Source organism: Terriglobales bacterium (assembly GCA_035651655.1).
In the GTDB taxonomy this organism is placed as follows: domain Bacteria; phylum Acidobacteriota; class Terriglobia; order Terriglobales; family Acidobacteriaceae; genus DASRFG01.
The window spans coordinates 1-14699 of sequence record DASRFG010000014.1; the positions used below are offsets into that span (position 1 = coordinate 1).

Annotated in this window: 12 protein-coding genes and 1 tRNA gene; 11 read left to right on the top strand and 2 right to left on the bottom strand. The window is 56.9% G+C overall.

The window, feature by feature from the left end; genetic code table 11:
- Positions 1–499 precede the first annotated feature (499 nt).
- Positions 500–697, top strand: a complete 198-nt coding sequence (locus VFA76_05850; protein HZR31358.1) for a DUF2934 domain-containing protein — start codon at positions 500–502, stop codon at positions 695–697.
- 193 nt (positions 698–890) lie between these two features.
- Entirely contained in the window at positions 891–1406 is a 516-nt protein-coding gene (locus VFA76_05855; GenBank protein ID HZR31359.1) for a hypothetical protein, read from the top strand.
- A 290-nt stretch (positions 1407–1696) separates the two neighbouring features.
- Here VFA76_05855 and VFA76_05860 read toward each other — a convergent pair whose 3' ends face one another.
- Complete coding sequence (locus VFA76_05860; GenBank protein ID HZR31360.1) at positions 1697–3841, bottom strand: winged helix-turn-helix domain-containing protein; 2145 nt, start codon at positions 3839–3841, stop codon at positions 1697–1699.
- 253 nt (positions 3842–4094) lie between these two features.
- On the opposite strand from VFA76_05860, the gene VFA76_05865 reads away from it, so the two are divergent.
- From VFA76_05865 to VFA76_05885, 5 genes are all read left to right on the top strand, one after another.
- Positions 4095–4508, top strand: coding sequence for a hypothetical protein (locus VFA76_05865; GenBank protein HZR31361.1), 414 nt, complete (start codon positions 4095–4097; stop codon positions 4506–4508).
- A 225-nt stretch (positions 4509–4733) separates the two neighbouring features.
- A complete protein-coding gene (locus tag VFA76_05870; GenBank protein ID HZR31362.1) occupies positions 4734–5168 on the top strand; it encodes a hypothetical protein in 435 nt (144 codons plus the stop codon).
- An 877-nt stretch (positions 5169–6045) separates the two neighbouring features.
- Positions 6046–6624, top strand: a complete 579-nt coding sequence (locus VFA76_05875) for a helix-turn-helix transcriptional regulator (protein HZR31363.1) — start codon at positions 6046–6048, stop codon at positions 6622–6624.
- Positions 6625–6673: 49 nt separating this feature from the next.
- Entirely contained in the window at positions 6674–6913 is a 240-nt protein-coding gene (locus VFA76_05880) for a helix-turn-helix domain-containing protein (GenBank protein ID HZR31364.1), read from the top strand.
- A 53-nt stretch (positions 6914–6966) separates the two neighbouring features.
- The gene (locus VFA76_05885; protein HZR31365.1) at positions 6967–8148 is read left to right on the top strand and encodes a tyrosine-type recombinase/integrase; all 1182 of its coding nucleotides are present in this window, start codon (positions 6967–6969) and stop codon (positions 8146–8148) included.
- Between the two features lie 70 nt (positions 8149–8218).
- Here VFA76_05885 and VFA76_05890 read toward each other — a convergent pair.
- Positions 8219–8295 (bottom strand) — tRNA-Pro (locus VFA76_05890).
- A gap of 427 nt (positions 8296–8722) precedes the next feature.
- On the opposite strand from VFA76_05890, the gene VFA76_05895 reads away from it, so the two are divergent.
- The 4 genes from VFA76_05895 to nagA all read left to right on the top strand — a co-directional run bounded on the left by VFA76_05895 (position 8723) and on the right by nagA (position 14688).
- A complete protein-coding gene (locus tag VFA76_05895) occupies positions 8723–10252 on the top strand; it encodes a TolC family protein (GenBank protein ID HZR31366.1) in 1530 nt (509 codons plus the stop codon).
- Positions 10253–11497, top strand: a complete 1245-nt coding sequence (locus VFA76_05900; protein ID HZR31367.1) for an HlyD family secretion protein — start codon at positions 10253–10255, stop codon at positions 11495–11497.
- Positions 11498–11510: 13 nt separating this feature from the next.
- Positions 11511–13079, top strand: coding sequence for a DHA2 family efflux MFS transporter permease subunit (locus VFA76_05905; GenBank protein ID HZR31368.1), 1569 nt, complete (start codon positions 11511–11513; stop codon positions 13077–13079).
- Positions 13080–13515: 436 nt separating this feature from the next.
- The gene (gene nagA, locus VFA76_05910; GenBank protein ID HZR31369.1) at positions 13516–14688 is read left to right on the top strand and encodes an N-acetylglucosamine-6-phosphate deacetylase; all 1173 of its coding nucleotides are present in this window, start codon (positions 13516–13518) and stop codon (positions 14686–14688) included.
- Positions 14689–14699 lie beyond the last annotated feature (11 nt).

Here is a 14699-nt window from a genome sequence, read left to right on the forward strand (position 1 = left end):
CTCTGGATTTACCGTATTTAGTTGAGTACCAGCATTCCGCCGGTCTGGCGGAGCGACGGTTCTTGCGACTCCCGCGCGGAGGCCATCATGGCACCTCAATTAAGTTGTCCTATCTGTCATCGCACAACCATTGAGCCGCTGCTTGAGGATCTTGGAATCACCATAGACGCCTACGGCAACCTGAAAAAAGTTGGTGGGCTCTCCACCTTCATGTGTACGGTGGAAAACCATATATTCTTCGTGCGTACATCCGATTTGGCACCGGAATACAGGCTAGAAGCAGCGAACCAAAGTTGAGGCTCTACTATGCTGAATGTGTCAGTTGTGGTTTGGACCAGCGTTGCCGTTTGGATGGTTATGGCGTTGGCAGCTCTACGAGAGGCAAGCCGGAACCGGCCTTGCCCGCATGGCTGTTGCTAACCACGTGAGTGACGCTAGTTGCGTGGATGATTGTTTGGCGCGCTTGGCACTTAGGTTTTTCCCAAGTTTGGAGGCTACCGTGTCAAATTACCCGGGATCAAAAGGACAATCGGATAGGCCAGTCGCCTATCTGGATGGTACGCCGAGCACAGTTGAGCAAAAAGTGCGAGTCAGGGCCTACCAACTATACGAATACCATCGCGGGGTGGACGGTCGTGCCGAGCAAGACTGGCTAGAAGCCGAAGCTCAGGTGGTGGGAATAAAGCGAAGCTGGTAAGGCGCGCCCACGTCCGCCGCGAAAACCATACGGAGGCCAACGGCCTTCCCCATTACGCAGTTCGGCGCGCCTCTCGCGGATTACTTATTTCTCCGATCGAACCCTTTTGATTGTGACTGTAGCTGGCCGAACATACTTCCTGGCGACTTTAAGTTATTCCCGCGCTCCCCACCGGCTTGTACTATGACCGCGTATGCTTTCGTCGCTTGATCTGTTGCTGCTGACCTCGATAGAAGAGGGGATAACGACTGTCTATCGCCTGCGTGAGGAAGCCGGACTTTCACCGGGTACCACTGTTCCGGCGCTGCGCCGGCTGGAGAAATCCCGCCTGATAAGAAAGGCCCCGGCGGCAAAGCGCAGCAAGGCGGAACTGGTGGTGACGATCACCGGCAAAAGAGAACTAGCCTCGGGGATGAAGGATCTCCTTAGTACTGCCGTTAAAGATCCGCCTCCGGAACTCGAAGCTGTGCTGCGGCTGTTCGCCATGGCCAGTTCGCGCGGCCTGGCTTCCCTGGCTAAGGCATTGCTCGGCGCCGCCAGTGAGGGACGAAAGACGCGCCTAGAGAAGCTAGCTGCCCTTAATAAAGGAAGAAGATCCCCGAAATTAAGCGCCAAATATGCCAGTCTAGTGCGGCTGTGGGAGGTCGAGCGAATCAAGGCGGAGATTCGCCTCCTCGAGCGGTTGGCACCCAGCCCTCGGACCCGCTAGCCTTTTTCCCAATCTCAGTAAAGGGTTGAACATTGGAGAACATCTCCCAATCTGGCGCCTGAGGTGCCGCCGTATGGCGGGCACCTCAGGCCGAAAGATTTCACCGCGGAGCCGCGATTACTGTTGCGAGATCTCCCTCTCACTCGTCAGGATTACTGGTGAGAAGGGCTGTTCTCAACACCAATGTCCGCGAACCCAGTTCTTACCTGAGTAGCCCGGCCCTTTGCCGCGATCGGTTCCGAATCCACCCACTTGCAACCTGGCCAATTCCGCAGAGACGCGCGAGTGACTTACGGCGCTTGCCAATCGAGGGCGTAGATTTCCTTGCTTCCGGTGTCGCGGACTAGCAACGGCGAATCATCGGGCGTCAGCCCTGTCCATGATCCCAGATCTCCCGAGTACCGTCGCATTTCCTTGAGGCTGACCAGCCGCTCCACCTTATGGTCTGAAATCCGGACGCGAAAAACGTTAGCGTCCTGGGTGAAGGTTGTGTCGAAGTAAATGTATTGCCCATCGTGCGACCAACTGGGATATCCCATGGGCACCTTCACTAGTTGTTCCCATTGCTGGCGGACCCGATCGAATAACATCAAGGTGCCCGAGTCGTTTGTAAGCGCCGCAATGTACCTCCCGTCAGGGGACCAGCGCGGGGAGAAAAATTGTTTTGCTCCCGGCAGGGGAGAGATTTTTCCGGTGACCGAATCAAGGATCACAATGCCCGGCCCGGTCGGCATACTACTGGGCGAGCCCGCCTCGTTCAAAGTCAACACAATTGACTTACCATCGGCTGACCATCCGGGATCATATCCAGCTTCCGCGCCGGGGATCAGCTCGCGCAGCCCCGGGCCATCGCTGGAGATCAGGTACGCACGCCATCCGGTTTTCAAGGTTGTGCCCATGAATACGATTCGTTTTCCGTCAGGCGACCATCGGGGCAACGCTGCCGTCATCGGATCGAATGTAAGTTGAAGCCGCTGGCTGCCGTCCACTCGGCTCCGCCAAAGCTGACCCTCCGGGACGGAGATGTACGCGACCCACTTTCCATCAGCCGAAAAGGCCAGGTCGGTTGCCGATATGCCGCCAAAATAAGGTGCGAAGCCAGACTTGCTGTCGTAACGCACCAGCTCGCCACGCGGTTGGGACCCGACCGCGAAAATCCGCCTGCCGTCCTTGCTGGCTACGGGAGAATTGAAATCTAGTGGGCCATTCGTCAACTGCACAGGTTTGGGTTCTCTACTGAGCCAAGCTGATTTCTCGGCCAAGGCCCACAAACTGGTCCGACCATCTCGAAAGCTCTGAAAAAGGAAGTACTTCCCATCGGGAGTCCAGTTGCCGCAACATTCACGAGGGTTACTGTTCCAACCGGGGAGTAATGGATGCAAATCGGTTCCATCACGACGCATTTCCCAAATTGCGCTGGCGCCATTTCTCGGATCGACCACATCGAAGCGAAGTCTCCCGCCATCGGGTGAAACACGAATCCCAAAAACCTGGCTGCCGACAGTCGCCAGCTTCCGTGGTTCGCTGCCGTCACTCTTCGCCACATAAATCTCCGGTCCTTTGGAGAACAACAGTCGGCTCCCATCGGGCGACCAAGTTGCCGAGTCGATGACGAAGTCACCGAGCCTGCGTGCCGCCCCGCTAGGCAAGGGTAAAGACCACAGCTCCATGCCTTGGGCTGTGTAGCGAAATACTCCTAACAGAAGTGCAGAGCCGTTCGGAGCGACGCTAAAAGGACCAGCATTCTCGAAAGGAGTTGCCAACACGCTTGTCTCGCCACCTGCGACCGATACCTGGCTGGCCACAGCACGATCACCTTGCAACTCAGCAAAGTACAGTCGTTCGGCGTCGGTGGAGACAAGGCCCTTTCCCCGCGCATCGTGCGTGATCTGCGTGTAGCCCAGGATAGTCGGCTGCCGGGAAGGAGCGAGCCAGTACGCGGCCGCCCCCACGATGAAGAGGAGTAAGAGGATCGCTAGGTAAAAAATTGAACGTTTTCGCCGAGTCGAAACATCAGACGCAGCCCGACTCGACATCGGTTCGGCGGACGCCGCTGACAGCGAACCGATCTCAACGAGCGGAATCTGTTCAGGGTTTGGGGCTCCGCTTACCGGCGCGATGAATCGATATCCGCGACGGTACAATGTCTCAACAAACCGCGGATTTTCTGAGTCGTCATTGAGCGCCTGCCGCAGTTTCTTGACCGCACTGTTTAAGCTTAGGTCAAAGTCAACGAATGTGTCTCCGGGCCAAAGTGTTCTCTGCAGCTCGTCCCGAGTGACAATAGCGCCCGGCCGCCCCACTAACATGGCAAGGATCTGGAACGGTTGCTCCTGCAGTTTGATTCTCACGCCGGACTTGCGCAGCTCGCGTGCGTCCAGGTCGAGTTCAAAGAGTCCAAATCGAACCACTCTACTAGTGGCGGCCTGGGCCATCTTCCCTCACCCCCTTTGATTCAGAAAGTTTACACCTCATTGCCCTTCGCACACATTGGACGTCTCAGGTCACATTCTGTTTATATCCCATTCTTTTCAATAAATTAGCTGGCCTTATTTATTCCTAGCCCAAACCATTGGTCATCCATTGTTCTGCCTACTGCGTGCGCCGAAAGTTGCACCTGCAAGCCGCAAAAAGCGGCCAGGGCGGGAGGATCCAAACCGCCGGCAATAAGAAACAAGGAGAAATCGAATGAAAAAGCAAACTCTGATCGTCGCAAGCTTCTGTCTGGTATTTGGGTTGGTTTCGGCTCACGCTCAGGCAGGTGGTATCCAAGCGAACGTCCCATTCAGCTTCGCCGCCTCCGGCAAGACTTTTCCCGCCGGCGAATACACGATGATCGCGACCCCGCACCAGGTCAAAATCCAGGATGCCAACGGTAAAACGGTGGCTATGATTTTGGCCAATGAAGTGTCAGGCCGCACTGGTGGCGCGAACGGGCGGATCATCTTTCACTGCTACCGCGAGGGCTGTTTCCTCTCGGAACTCTGGTCACCGGTACAGGAAAACGGGAAGCAGTTGCTCGTGTCCCGGACCGAGGCAAGGTTGGCGATGGAGGAACGCGGAAATTACTTCGCAGTTATGGGAGGGAAGCCGCAGAAGTAGATTCACAGTGGTGGGCACTGCGCCGACCCGCACCGAAATGCCGATATTCCTCGCGGCAACCACCATGTCCGGGATGGAAAAGGAGTCTTGCGTAGCATCTCAGCGGCAAGGCTCCTCCCGGAATGCCGAACTGCTACGGAGGTCAGGTGCGTAACTCAGAAGAAAGCGCTGGCGTAAATTCTTGTCCTCTACATCAGAAAAACGATTGAACTTAGGAGGAAGCGCGTGAGAGATCGCTTGCGGCGATTTTTTGTCAGGGATGATTCTGAGTATGTTGCCCTAGTGGAGAAGTATCAGGCCAAATCAGTTGCTTCGAAGGTCTTCTATTTGTTCTTTCACCTGCTGCCGGGATTGCTGGTTTACGTCATCATCAATGTACTCCCAGTTCATAGCGCCGCACTTAAGATTACTGGCTTATCGGACTCGATGCTGCAAGGTTCTGCAGTGCTGGCAATGTTTTTCACCTGGCACTTGATAATGCCGTTTCTGGTTCTTGGTCTAGCGGACAAGCTCTCGTTCCGCGAGTCAATCAGCTTTCTAAGCTTGCACCAGTTTGACACTAAAGGTTTCTTTATTGTCCTGCCTGTTGTCTTCGCGGTCTTCACGATCGGCTCATTGCCGTATATGAATACGCCTTTCCGCTGCTCACCTCTTGGATAGAGTCGATTCCGGGCTTGAATCCCCCGCATACAGCATTTATCGAGACCCCAGTGCGGTCTACAGCCTGTTTCCCGCATGGTTGGTTGCGGTTGCGCTGGTGGGCAATTTCTTGTGTGAGGAAATCTACTTTCGGGGATACCTGCTGAAGAAGGTGGGCTTCCTCGGCTCATGGGCTTGGGTCGTCAACTCTCTACTGATGGCTCTGTACCATGTTTGGCAGGCACCTACAACCTGGGCACTGATCCGGACCGGCGTTGGCCTTCGGGTTGCTCATGCAGTGACGCAAGAATCTCTATCCGCTTATTGCCTTTCATTTTCTGATCAATATTGTCCGGGGCGCAATCATTGGTGCGGTTCTAGCAAACTGAGGTGTCGTCGTGGCAGTCGTGCCGCGTGCCATGTATAGGATTACAGTTGATAATGTATGGTCCGCGGCGCGACTGCAAGAAGAAGAAGTCAAAGAACGAAATTCAGTCTGCGCAAATGTATCCGGGCTCTTTGTGGAGATGGTCTCCGGGCCATGATGAGTTCCGTGCGTGCCTGTCCTGGTAAATCCCCCGGTCGTTGAAGACCATTTTTCGACCCAGGTCCTCAGGTACGCGGTTTGACTGTTCTTTCGTCCTGGCTGTTCTCCTCTGCAGACCTATTGGGTGAGCTCTGTTCGCTCACGGAACAACGCAGCAGAGCGGGGAGCCTCGCGCGGTACGGGAATATACCGCGGCCATCAGACGCCGGTCACGATGCGGGTCCGTACGGGGCTGCCCGTGCTGAGTCACACCTCTCCCGGCCCCGCGCCACAAGTCGGACGAAGGAAAGCCTGTGCCTGTTTACGGTAAGGCCACGTCCCAAAATGATAGTTAAACTAATGGAAATATATATGCTTAATAGTTATAATATTACCGTGAATACAGATTTTACTTGGCACGAAATTGGGTATCGGATCCGGGCCTGGCGCTGCGCTGCGGGCATGACCCAGCAGGCGCTTGCCAAAGCGGCGAAGATGAGCCAACCGGGTTTGGCCCGCATTGAGAACGGGACGGTGAACCCGCAACTGGACACCTTGCAAAAGATAGCAACAGTCCTCGGCCGCAGCCTGCGCGAATTATTCTGCGGTCGACAGGAGACGCGCACGGCTGCTATCGGTGGACTCTTGCAGAGAGCACGGCTGATCGCCGAATCGCAGGATGCAATCGCGTTATCCACCTTCACCAGTGGACTGATCGCAGCCGAGGCGCTGTTGAGCCGAAAAAGATGCGTTGTAAAGCGCAATATGGAAGTTCCAGAACTGCTGTTTTCGCCGGAGGCCCCGATCGTGAGGACCGTCGCTGGTAGCGAACGCAAAGGATCGTCCGCTCCGCACGCTCGGGCAGCTTTCCGCCAATCACAGTCACGGCGCACTATAGCAGCCAGAACATCGAAGCCGCGATCCAGGCAGCCACGCCGCGATGGTCCATAAGGGGGTGGAGGGTTTTTGGAACGCTTGGTCGTGCAACCGGAGTGGGGCCATGTTGAAGTCCAGCCGCAAGGCAGCTCGACGCGAAGTCCGCGGGCGGCAATCCAGGCAGTCAGAAGGCGCCGGCTTCGACCTAATCACCCCCCAAGAACTCGCGGATATTCTGCGAGTGCACAAAAATTGGGTGTACGGCCATCAAAGTGAGCTCCCCACCATCCGCTTGGGGCGCTACATCAGGTTTCGCCGTCGCGACATACACCGCATGCTCGAAGCCAGGGTCTCTTGCCTTTAGCGCTATTTGCTGGTACTCATAGCCCACGGTTGAAGCACCACGGAAGGAGAATCGTGGTGCGAGTGCGTTATCAGAGGCCCGAGGTCAAAGACCTTGGGAATAAATGGAAGCTATGGTACTGGGACTACAGCTCGGTTGCTCGGCGCAGACGTTCGAGATCCTGGTCAAAAAACGCGGTGCCCGCCCGTCGCGATGCACAGCGCTTAGCTGACCAGTTCATGAAGTCCATCAACGAACACAACAATGACCCTACTTTTTGCCAAGCTGCAGAGGACACGTATGGGGCGCTGGTCCGGATGTGCGGAGAGAAAACCTGGCCGCATCTCAAAAACTCCACCCGACAGAGCTATGACTTCTTCAACGCTAGCTACCTGCTCCCGATTTGGGGAAGGGCTCCGTTGAGCAAGATCAGGACGGTGCACTTGCAGGACTACTTCAACTCGTTTTCACCCCGGCTATCGCCAAAAACCATCCGCCTGATGCATGGCTGCATGCGCGCGACCATCAATCAGGGGAAAGCCTGGGGACTGATCGACCGCAATCCAGCGGTAGGTGTAAAGCTTCCCCGGAAGAAGGCGCGAAAGCCTCCGGTGTTGCTCGAAAAGAGGGACATCCAACGCTTCCTTCGTGCCCTGCCCGAGCCCTCGCGTTCAATATGCACATTAATAGCGTGCGGCTCTTTGCGACCAGGCGAAATTCTCGCTCTGCGCCGTAAGCGAGTGCTGCGGGATCGCATCCAGGTTGTCGAGCGAATTTACGAGGGCGAGTTCGACGAGGTCAAGACCGAGGCGGGCGTGCGGGACGTGCCGCTTGATCGCCAGGGCCACATGCGCGCGGTGCTGCAGAGAGCTTTGAACTCGTCTCGTTTTCGCGGGGCCGACGACTTGGTTTTCTGCAACCGTAACGGCGGGCCGCTTAACCGCCGAAACCTACTTCGACGCCAACTGAAACCAACAGCTCGCAGACTGGGACTGCCGGGAAGCATCGATTTCCGCAGTTTCCGCACCATGCATGCCAGTCTCATGCTGCGCAACGGTACACGACCTGAAGTGGTGCGCGACAACATGGGCCAGGCCAACATCGATACCACCCAGAACATTTACGGTAAGACCTGGTGGGGGGAGCGCGTTGAGGCCGTGTCGCGCACCTCGGATTCCATCTTTGGAAAATTCTCCGCGGTTCGGCGAAGCAAGGTGCCGCAACCACGGTCGCGTGGACGTCAGCGGAATCTGTAACAACGGAGCGCAATGGGCACCCCTTTGGGAACCCCAAGAGCATGCCGGATGTAGCAAACCTCAAAAACATTGGTCGGGGAGAGAGGATTTGAACCTCCGACCCCCTGGTCCCGAACCAGGTGCTCTACCAGGCTGAGCCACTCCCCGACGTCAGGCAGGAACAACGTTTCCGGGCAGAATCAGAGCGATCGGCCAGAGCGATTGGCGAAACGTTTCGACTGAAATTATAGCATTCGCATCTTTGGACTCTGCCGCGAACTCTGCCCCGAACTCTGCCGCGAACTCTGCCCCGAACTCTGCCGCAGCTAATTGCCAGAATCAGATGTGTGCGAACCTTTCCCAGCCTTGCTAGTCGTCGCTTGAATGCCGTTCGTGAGACCGAGGCGACACGCTCTTCCCTGGAATCCTATTGACTGTCGAAGGCTTCATCGCGATGGCGTGTGGCACGAGCGCCGTTTAAGCAAATGGTCCTACATCGGAAGTCGCACAGAACCGGCCACCTTAAGCTGCTCGCGCATCGAAATGAAGGCCATAGGAATCAAAGGTATCGAACCTTGGTACCCATCAGGAGGAAGTGAAAGGCAAGAAAGTGATTGATGAACAACGAGTCACCGAACGGCAATGGACAAGGCGCAATGTTTTGATAGCTGTAGCTCTCATGCATCTTTCTGTACCGGTCCTTCTCGCCGGCCAGACTTCCGTAGCCACCCCCCTGCGACCATCTACTCCGCCCGAAGATATAAGCGCGTCATCAGCCATGGTGAACTCTGCCGCGACTAATCTTTCGAACGCGCAGAATCCATTCCTGGGAAGCGTTCCCCAAAAGCCGATTCCGGGAATTTTTCCGCTATCGTTGCGCGACGCCATCGATCGCGGGTTGAACTACAACCTTGGCGTAGTGTTCGCTACCCACAGTGAGCGCCAAGCCGAGGGGGCGCGGCTGAACGCGCTCAGTAAACTCCTGCCCAATATCAGCGCGCGAGTGATAGGAACCGAGCAGCAAATCAATCTTGCAGCACTAGGTCTTCCAACAAACGCGTTTCGGGGGATTCCCACTGTCGTCGGCCCCTTCAGCGTTTTTGACGCTCGCGCATTGCTGTCGCAGCGTGTGGTAGACCTGGAATCGCTCTATCGGTTGCGCTCGAATTCAGAAGATCGCAGGGCCACCCAGAACAACTACACCAATGCGCGAGACATGGTTGTGCTAGTGGTGGGCGGACTGTACCTGCAAGCGGTTTCGCAAGCGGCACGCATTGATTCGGTCCGCGCACAGCTGCAGACAGCCCAAGCCTTGTATCGCCAATCCGCGGACATGAAAAGTGCCGGCGTAGCGGCCGGTATAGACGTGCTGCGAAGTCAGGTGGAGATGCAGGTGCAACAGCAGCGATTGCTGGCTGTGCAAAATGAATATGAGAAACAAAAGTTGATGTTGTTGCGAGCCATAGGCCTGCCTACGTCACAGGAATTCACTTTCGCGGACAAGATCCCCTTTCAGCCTGCTCCACCTCTTACCTTGGATGAAGGGTTGGCACGTGCCTTGCGCTCTCGCGCCGATTATCGAGCCGCACAGAATCTGCTGCGAGCAGCGGAGCTGGCCAGAAAAGCTGCGGTTGCTGAGCGGCTACCCTCGCTGGCCCTGAATGGCGACTATGGCGTGATCGGGCCGGAGCCGGGTAATTCTCATGGGACCTTTACTGCTGCCGCCGCGCTCAACATCCCGGTTTTTCAGGGCGGCAAAGCACACGCCGACACGGTGCAGGCCGACGCATTGATGCAGCAGCGCGGCTCCGCGCTCCAGGACCTGCGCGGCCGTATCGAGCTGGAGGTGCGCACGGCTTTCCTCGACCTGAACACTGCGGCTGACCAGGTGGCCGTGGCTCATAGCTCGGTCCAACTCGCGACTCAACAGGTGACGGAGGCGCGGGACCGGTATACCGCGGGGGTGGTGAATACTGTTGAAGTGGTGCAGGCACAGGAGGCACTGGCTACAGCCGAAGAAAATTATATTTCCAGTGTCTTTGCACATAATTTGGCCAAGCTCTCTCTGGCGCGTGCTCTCGGAGTAGCCGAAGAAGCGACCAAGAACTATTTGGGAGGTAAGTAAGTGGCGGACTCGAAAGCAGAGGCAAGATCGCTAGTTGAGGTTGAACAGCCAGCACCCATCCGCGAGCCCTGGCCGGAAGAAGTCGAAGAGCCCAGCCGCCGTGCCCGTGCCCGCTCCTACTTCCGTGAGCATCCCGGCGCTAAGTGGATTTTACTGGTTGCATTACTTGTGCTGGTGGTGGCAGTTTTTGCGATCTGGAGCTACTACGCCGCACGAGAAACAACTGATGATGCGCAGATTGATGCTCACATTATTCCTATCAGCGCACGCGTCGGCGGAACGGTGATCAAGATTAACTTTAATGACAATCAGTACGTTCCAGCCGGTGTGGTCCTGATCCAACTCGATCCCACCGACTATCAGGTTGCTCTTGAGCGCGCCCGGGCCAACCTCCAGGACGCTGTTGCCCGAGCTCAGGCTGCTCACACCGGTGTGCCGGTCACTTCGACAACGTCGTCCAGCCAGCTCCAAAATGCACAAGCCGCGCTGAGGGCTGCGCAACAGCAGGTGGACGCGGCCCGCGCGCAGCTTCGCGATGCTGAAGCCAGATACGCGCTGGCCGTCCAGGACTTGGAGCGCTACAAGCGGTTGGTGGAGCGCGACGAGATTCCTCGTCAGCAGTACGACACCGCTTTAACTAACGAACAGCGCGCAGCCGCCAGCGTGGACGCGGCCAAGGCAGCCGTGGCGGACGCGCAAAGCCGCGTCCAACAGGCCGAGTCACAAGTCGAGTCTGCCATGAGCGCGCCGAAACAGGTCGCCATCAGCCGTTCACAGGCTAGCGCCGCCGATGCGCAGGTTGCAGTCGAGAAAGCAGCCCTATCACAAGCCGAGCTGAACTTGCAGTACACCACCATTCGCGCCCCCGTGAACGGTATAGTCAGCAAGCGTACGGTCGAACTCGGGGAGGTTATTCAGGCCGGACAGCCCTTGGTGGCGGACGTTAACCTCGATGACATCTGGGCCACGGCAAACTACAAAGAAACCCAACTCAAGTACATGCGTCCCGGGCAGCCCGCCACCATTCATGTGGACACCAATGGCCGCGATTACAGGGGCCATGTGGACAGCTTTGGTGGCGCGACGGGTGCTCGCTTCAGCCTCCTACCGCCGGAAAATGCCACCGGCAATTACGTGAAGGTGGTGCAAAGGATACCGGTGAAACTCGTCTTCGAAGGCGGTCAAGACCCACAGCACCTCTTGCGACCTGGAATGTCGGTGGAACCCACGGTTCGAGTCAAATAAGGGCTTCTTCCGCATGGCTACATCCGAGCAGGCGCGCTTCCAACCCGCAATCAATCCCTGGATCATCGCCGTGGCGGTGATGATGGGCACCTTCATGGAGGTGCTGGACACCACCGTCGTGAACGTCTCCCTGCCGCATATCGCGGGCAACCTCTCGGCTACGGTTGATGAGTCCACGTGGGTGCTGACGTCTTACCTGGTGGCCAACGCGATTATCCTGCCGATGACCGGCTGGCTTGCAAATTATTTCGGCCGGAAGCGCATTCTGATGGTTTCCATTGCTGGATTCACAGTCGCGTCGGTGTTGTGCGGCCTGGCGCCGAATCTGCCATTTCTGATTATTTTTCGAGTGGTTCAGGGCGCCACCGGAGGAGGATTGCAGCCGCTTTCGCAGGCCATCATGCTGGAGGCATTCCCGCCGCAGGATCGCGGCAAGGCCATGGGTTTCTGGGGCCTAGGCATTGTGGTTGCGCCTATGCTTGGGCCGGTCTTAGGTGGCTGGATCACGGATAGCTACAGCTGGCGCTGGATCTTCTATATCAACCTTCCGGTTGGTGCCGGCGCATTGCTGATGTCAAAGCTATTCATTTTTGATCCACCCTACATACGCCGCACCACTGCACGGGTTGACTACTGGGGAATTGGATTCTTGTCCTTGGGAATCGCGTCGCTGCAGGTGATGCTGGACAAGGGCCAGGAAGAGGATTGGTTTAGCTCCAACTTTATCCGCGTCCTCACCGTCATGGCGGCTGCGGGCCTGATCGCGTTCCTCATTCACGAGCTCCGTAGCCAGCATCCGATCGTCAATTTGAGAGTATTCCGAATACGCACCTATGCCACCGGGGTATTCCTTATGACGGTGCTGGGTTTTGGACTTTACGGCAGCCTGGTACTGCTGCCGATCTTTTTGCAGACACTGCTGGGCTACCCCTCGCTTAATGCCGGCTTTGCCATGCTGCCACGAGGTCTGGGATCGTTTGTTACCATGCCGCTTGTAGGCATTCTGTTGTCAAAAATTGAGGCTCGAAAGCTGTTGCTGGGCGGATTCATGGGCGCTGCTGTCAGCATGTACCTGCTGTCGTCTATAAATCTGAATGCCGGCTACTGGAATATCTTCTGGCCGCAATTTCTGCAGGGCATAGCGTTGGGATTTCTTTTTGTCCCGCTCACCACAATTACTCACGGCCCGATCAGACAGGAAGAGATGGGCAATGCGACCAGTATCTTCAACCTGATGCGCAACATCGGTGGCAGCATAGGGATTGCCACCGTAACCACGCTGCTAGCTCGATATTCTCAGCGCAATATTAATGTCCTGGGCGCTAATGTCACGCCGTATGACCTCACCAGCCGTCGCGTGTTAGAAAGCATTCGCGCCGCCTTGATTGCCAGGGGAATGGACGCAGTCACCGCAACCCGCCAAGCTTATGGTGCCGTGTTCGGGATGGTGCAGCAACAGGCTTCCATGCTCGCGTTCAACCATATTTTCCTGTTGCTGGGCGGGTTCTTCTTGGCAGTGACACCCCTGATTTTCCTGATGAAGAAGCCGAAAAAAGGTGGGGCGCCGGTTGCAGCGCATTAAAGCCTGTTAACGGCTCGTTTGGCGCGGGCTGACGCCCTTAAGCCGGAATGTCGGCCCTCCGGGGCTTGCATTGTTGGCGACTCCTACCCAGCGCTTACGCGCTGGGCTAACGGCTGTGCCGCTGCTCCGCAGCTGGGCTGTGGTCTTTCTAAGAGCGGCTCTATAGCTGCGGAATGGATTGTGCCGCCACTCCGCTTTGGATAACGGTCGTTTAGGGACGTGCTGACGCCCTTAAGCAGGAAGGTCGGCCCTCCGGGGCTTGCATTGTGGCGACTCCTACCCAGCGCTTACGCGCTGGGCTAACGGCTGTGCCGCTGCTCGCAGCTGGGTTGTAGTCTTTCTACGAGCGGCGCTACAGCTGCGGAAAGGATTGTGCCGCTGCTCCGCTTTGGATAACGCGCTTCCGCAAACTCATCCGTTACAATGAGCGGCTTAGATGATTGCTATCACAGCCGCGGCCTTGATTACTCCACTCGAGCGAATCGAGCTGCCGTTGCTACTTGTTGATGGCAATACCATCGCCGAAGTCACTTCGCGCTCCGCACGCCAAGCCCCTGCGGATTGCCGGGTTGTGGATTTTCCCGATGCAATCCTCGCGCCGGGGTATCTGGACATTCACATCCACGGCGGCGGCGGGCACGACATCATGGAATCTGATCCTGAAGTTTTGCCCGGACTTGAGCGTCTGCTGGCACAGCACGGGGTCACTGCCTACGTACCCACAACCGTCACTGCACCTTTGGACAAAACCCTCGCCTCCCTTGAGCGGCTGGCATCCGCCATCGAAGCCGCCGCTAAGCAACCGGCGACCAAGGCCGATCTCCGTGCCCGGCCGATCGGGATTCATATCGAAGGGCCGTTTCTCAGCCACTCCAAACGGGGAGTGCATCCTTCGGAATATCTCCTTCAACCTTCACGACAACTCTTCCAGCGTCTTTGGCAAAGCAGCCGCGGCCACATCAAGGTGATGACCATTGCCCCTGAGTTGGAAGGCGCTCTCGAGGTCATCGAAGAGGCTACCAAGCACGGCGTTTGCGTCAGCCTCGGCCATTCTGACGCTGATATGGCTACCACGCAGGCTGGAATCGGGCGTGGTGCACGCCACGCCACACATACCTTCAACGCTATGCGCCCACTGGACCATCGCGACCCTGGAATTCTGGCCGCGGTCCTCACTGATGACCGTCTTAGTGCGGACATCATTGCTGATGGCATTCACGTCGATCCTTCCGTAATCAAGTTGTTTCTTAGGGCCAAAGGTCCGGAACGCGCGGTGCTTATCACTGATGCACTGAGCGCCACGGGTATGCCCGATGGCCGGTATCGCCTGGGAAGTTTCGACATCGAGGTGCTGGACGGTAAGTGCACTGCTGCCGGTACGAACATTTTGGCTGGAAGCATTCTCACGTTGGACCGAGCAGTCCGCAACGTGATGCAGTTTGCAGGCTGGGAGCTCCCGCAGGCTGCTCGGCTCGCAAGCCTTAATCCCGCGTGCGCGTTACAGATCAAAAATAAAGGAGTGCTCACGGCGGGAGCTGATGCGGACCTGGTGGTGCTCAATGCCCGGGGTGAAGTCATCAGGACCGTCGTGGGAGGAGTTGGACTGTAGATTAACTGAGG

What these genes read in the sequence shown, in the direction of transcription:
- VFA76_05855 (HZR31359.1), top strand. Translation starts at nt 891, where the DNA reads ATGCTTTCGTCGCTTGATCTGTTGCTGCTGACCTCGATAGAAGAGGGG.
- VFA76_05860 (HZR31360.1), bottom strand. Translation starts at nt 3,841, where the DNA reads ATGGCCCAGGCCGCCACTAGTAGAGTGGTTCGATTTGGACTCTTTGAA.
- VFA76_05865 (HZR31361.1), top strand. Translation starts at nt 4,095, where the DNA reads ATGAAAAAGCAAACTCTGATCGTCGCAAGCTTCTGTCTGGTATTTGGG.
- VFA76_05875 (HZR31363.1), top strand. Translation starts at nt 6,046, where the DNA reads ATGCTTAATAGTTATAATATTACCGTGAATACAGATTTTACTTGGCAC.
- VFA76_05880 (HZR31364.1), top strand. Translation starts at nt 6,674, where the DNA reads ATGTTGAAGTCCAGCCGCAAGGCAGCTCGACGCGAAGTCCGCGGGCGG.
- VFA76_05905 (HZR31368.1), top strand. Translation starts at nt 11,511, where the DNA reads ATGGCTACATCCGAGCAGGCGCGCTTCCAACCCGCAATCAATCCCTGG.
- nagA (HZR31369.1), top strand. Translation starts at nt 13,516, where the DNA reads ATGATTGCTATCACAGCCGCGGCCTTGATTACTCCACTCGAGCGAATC.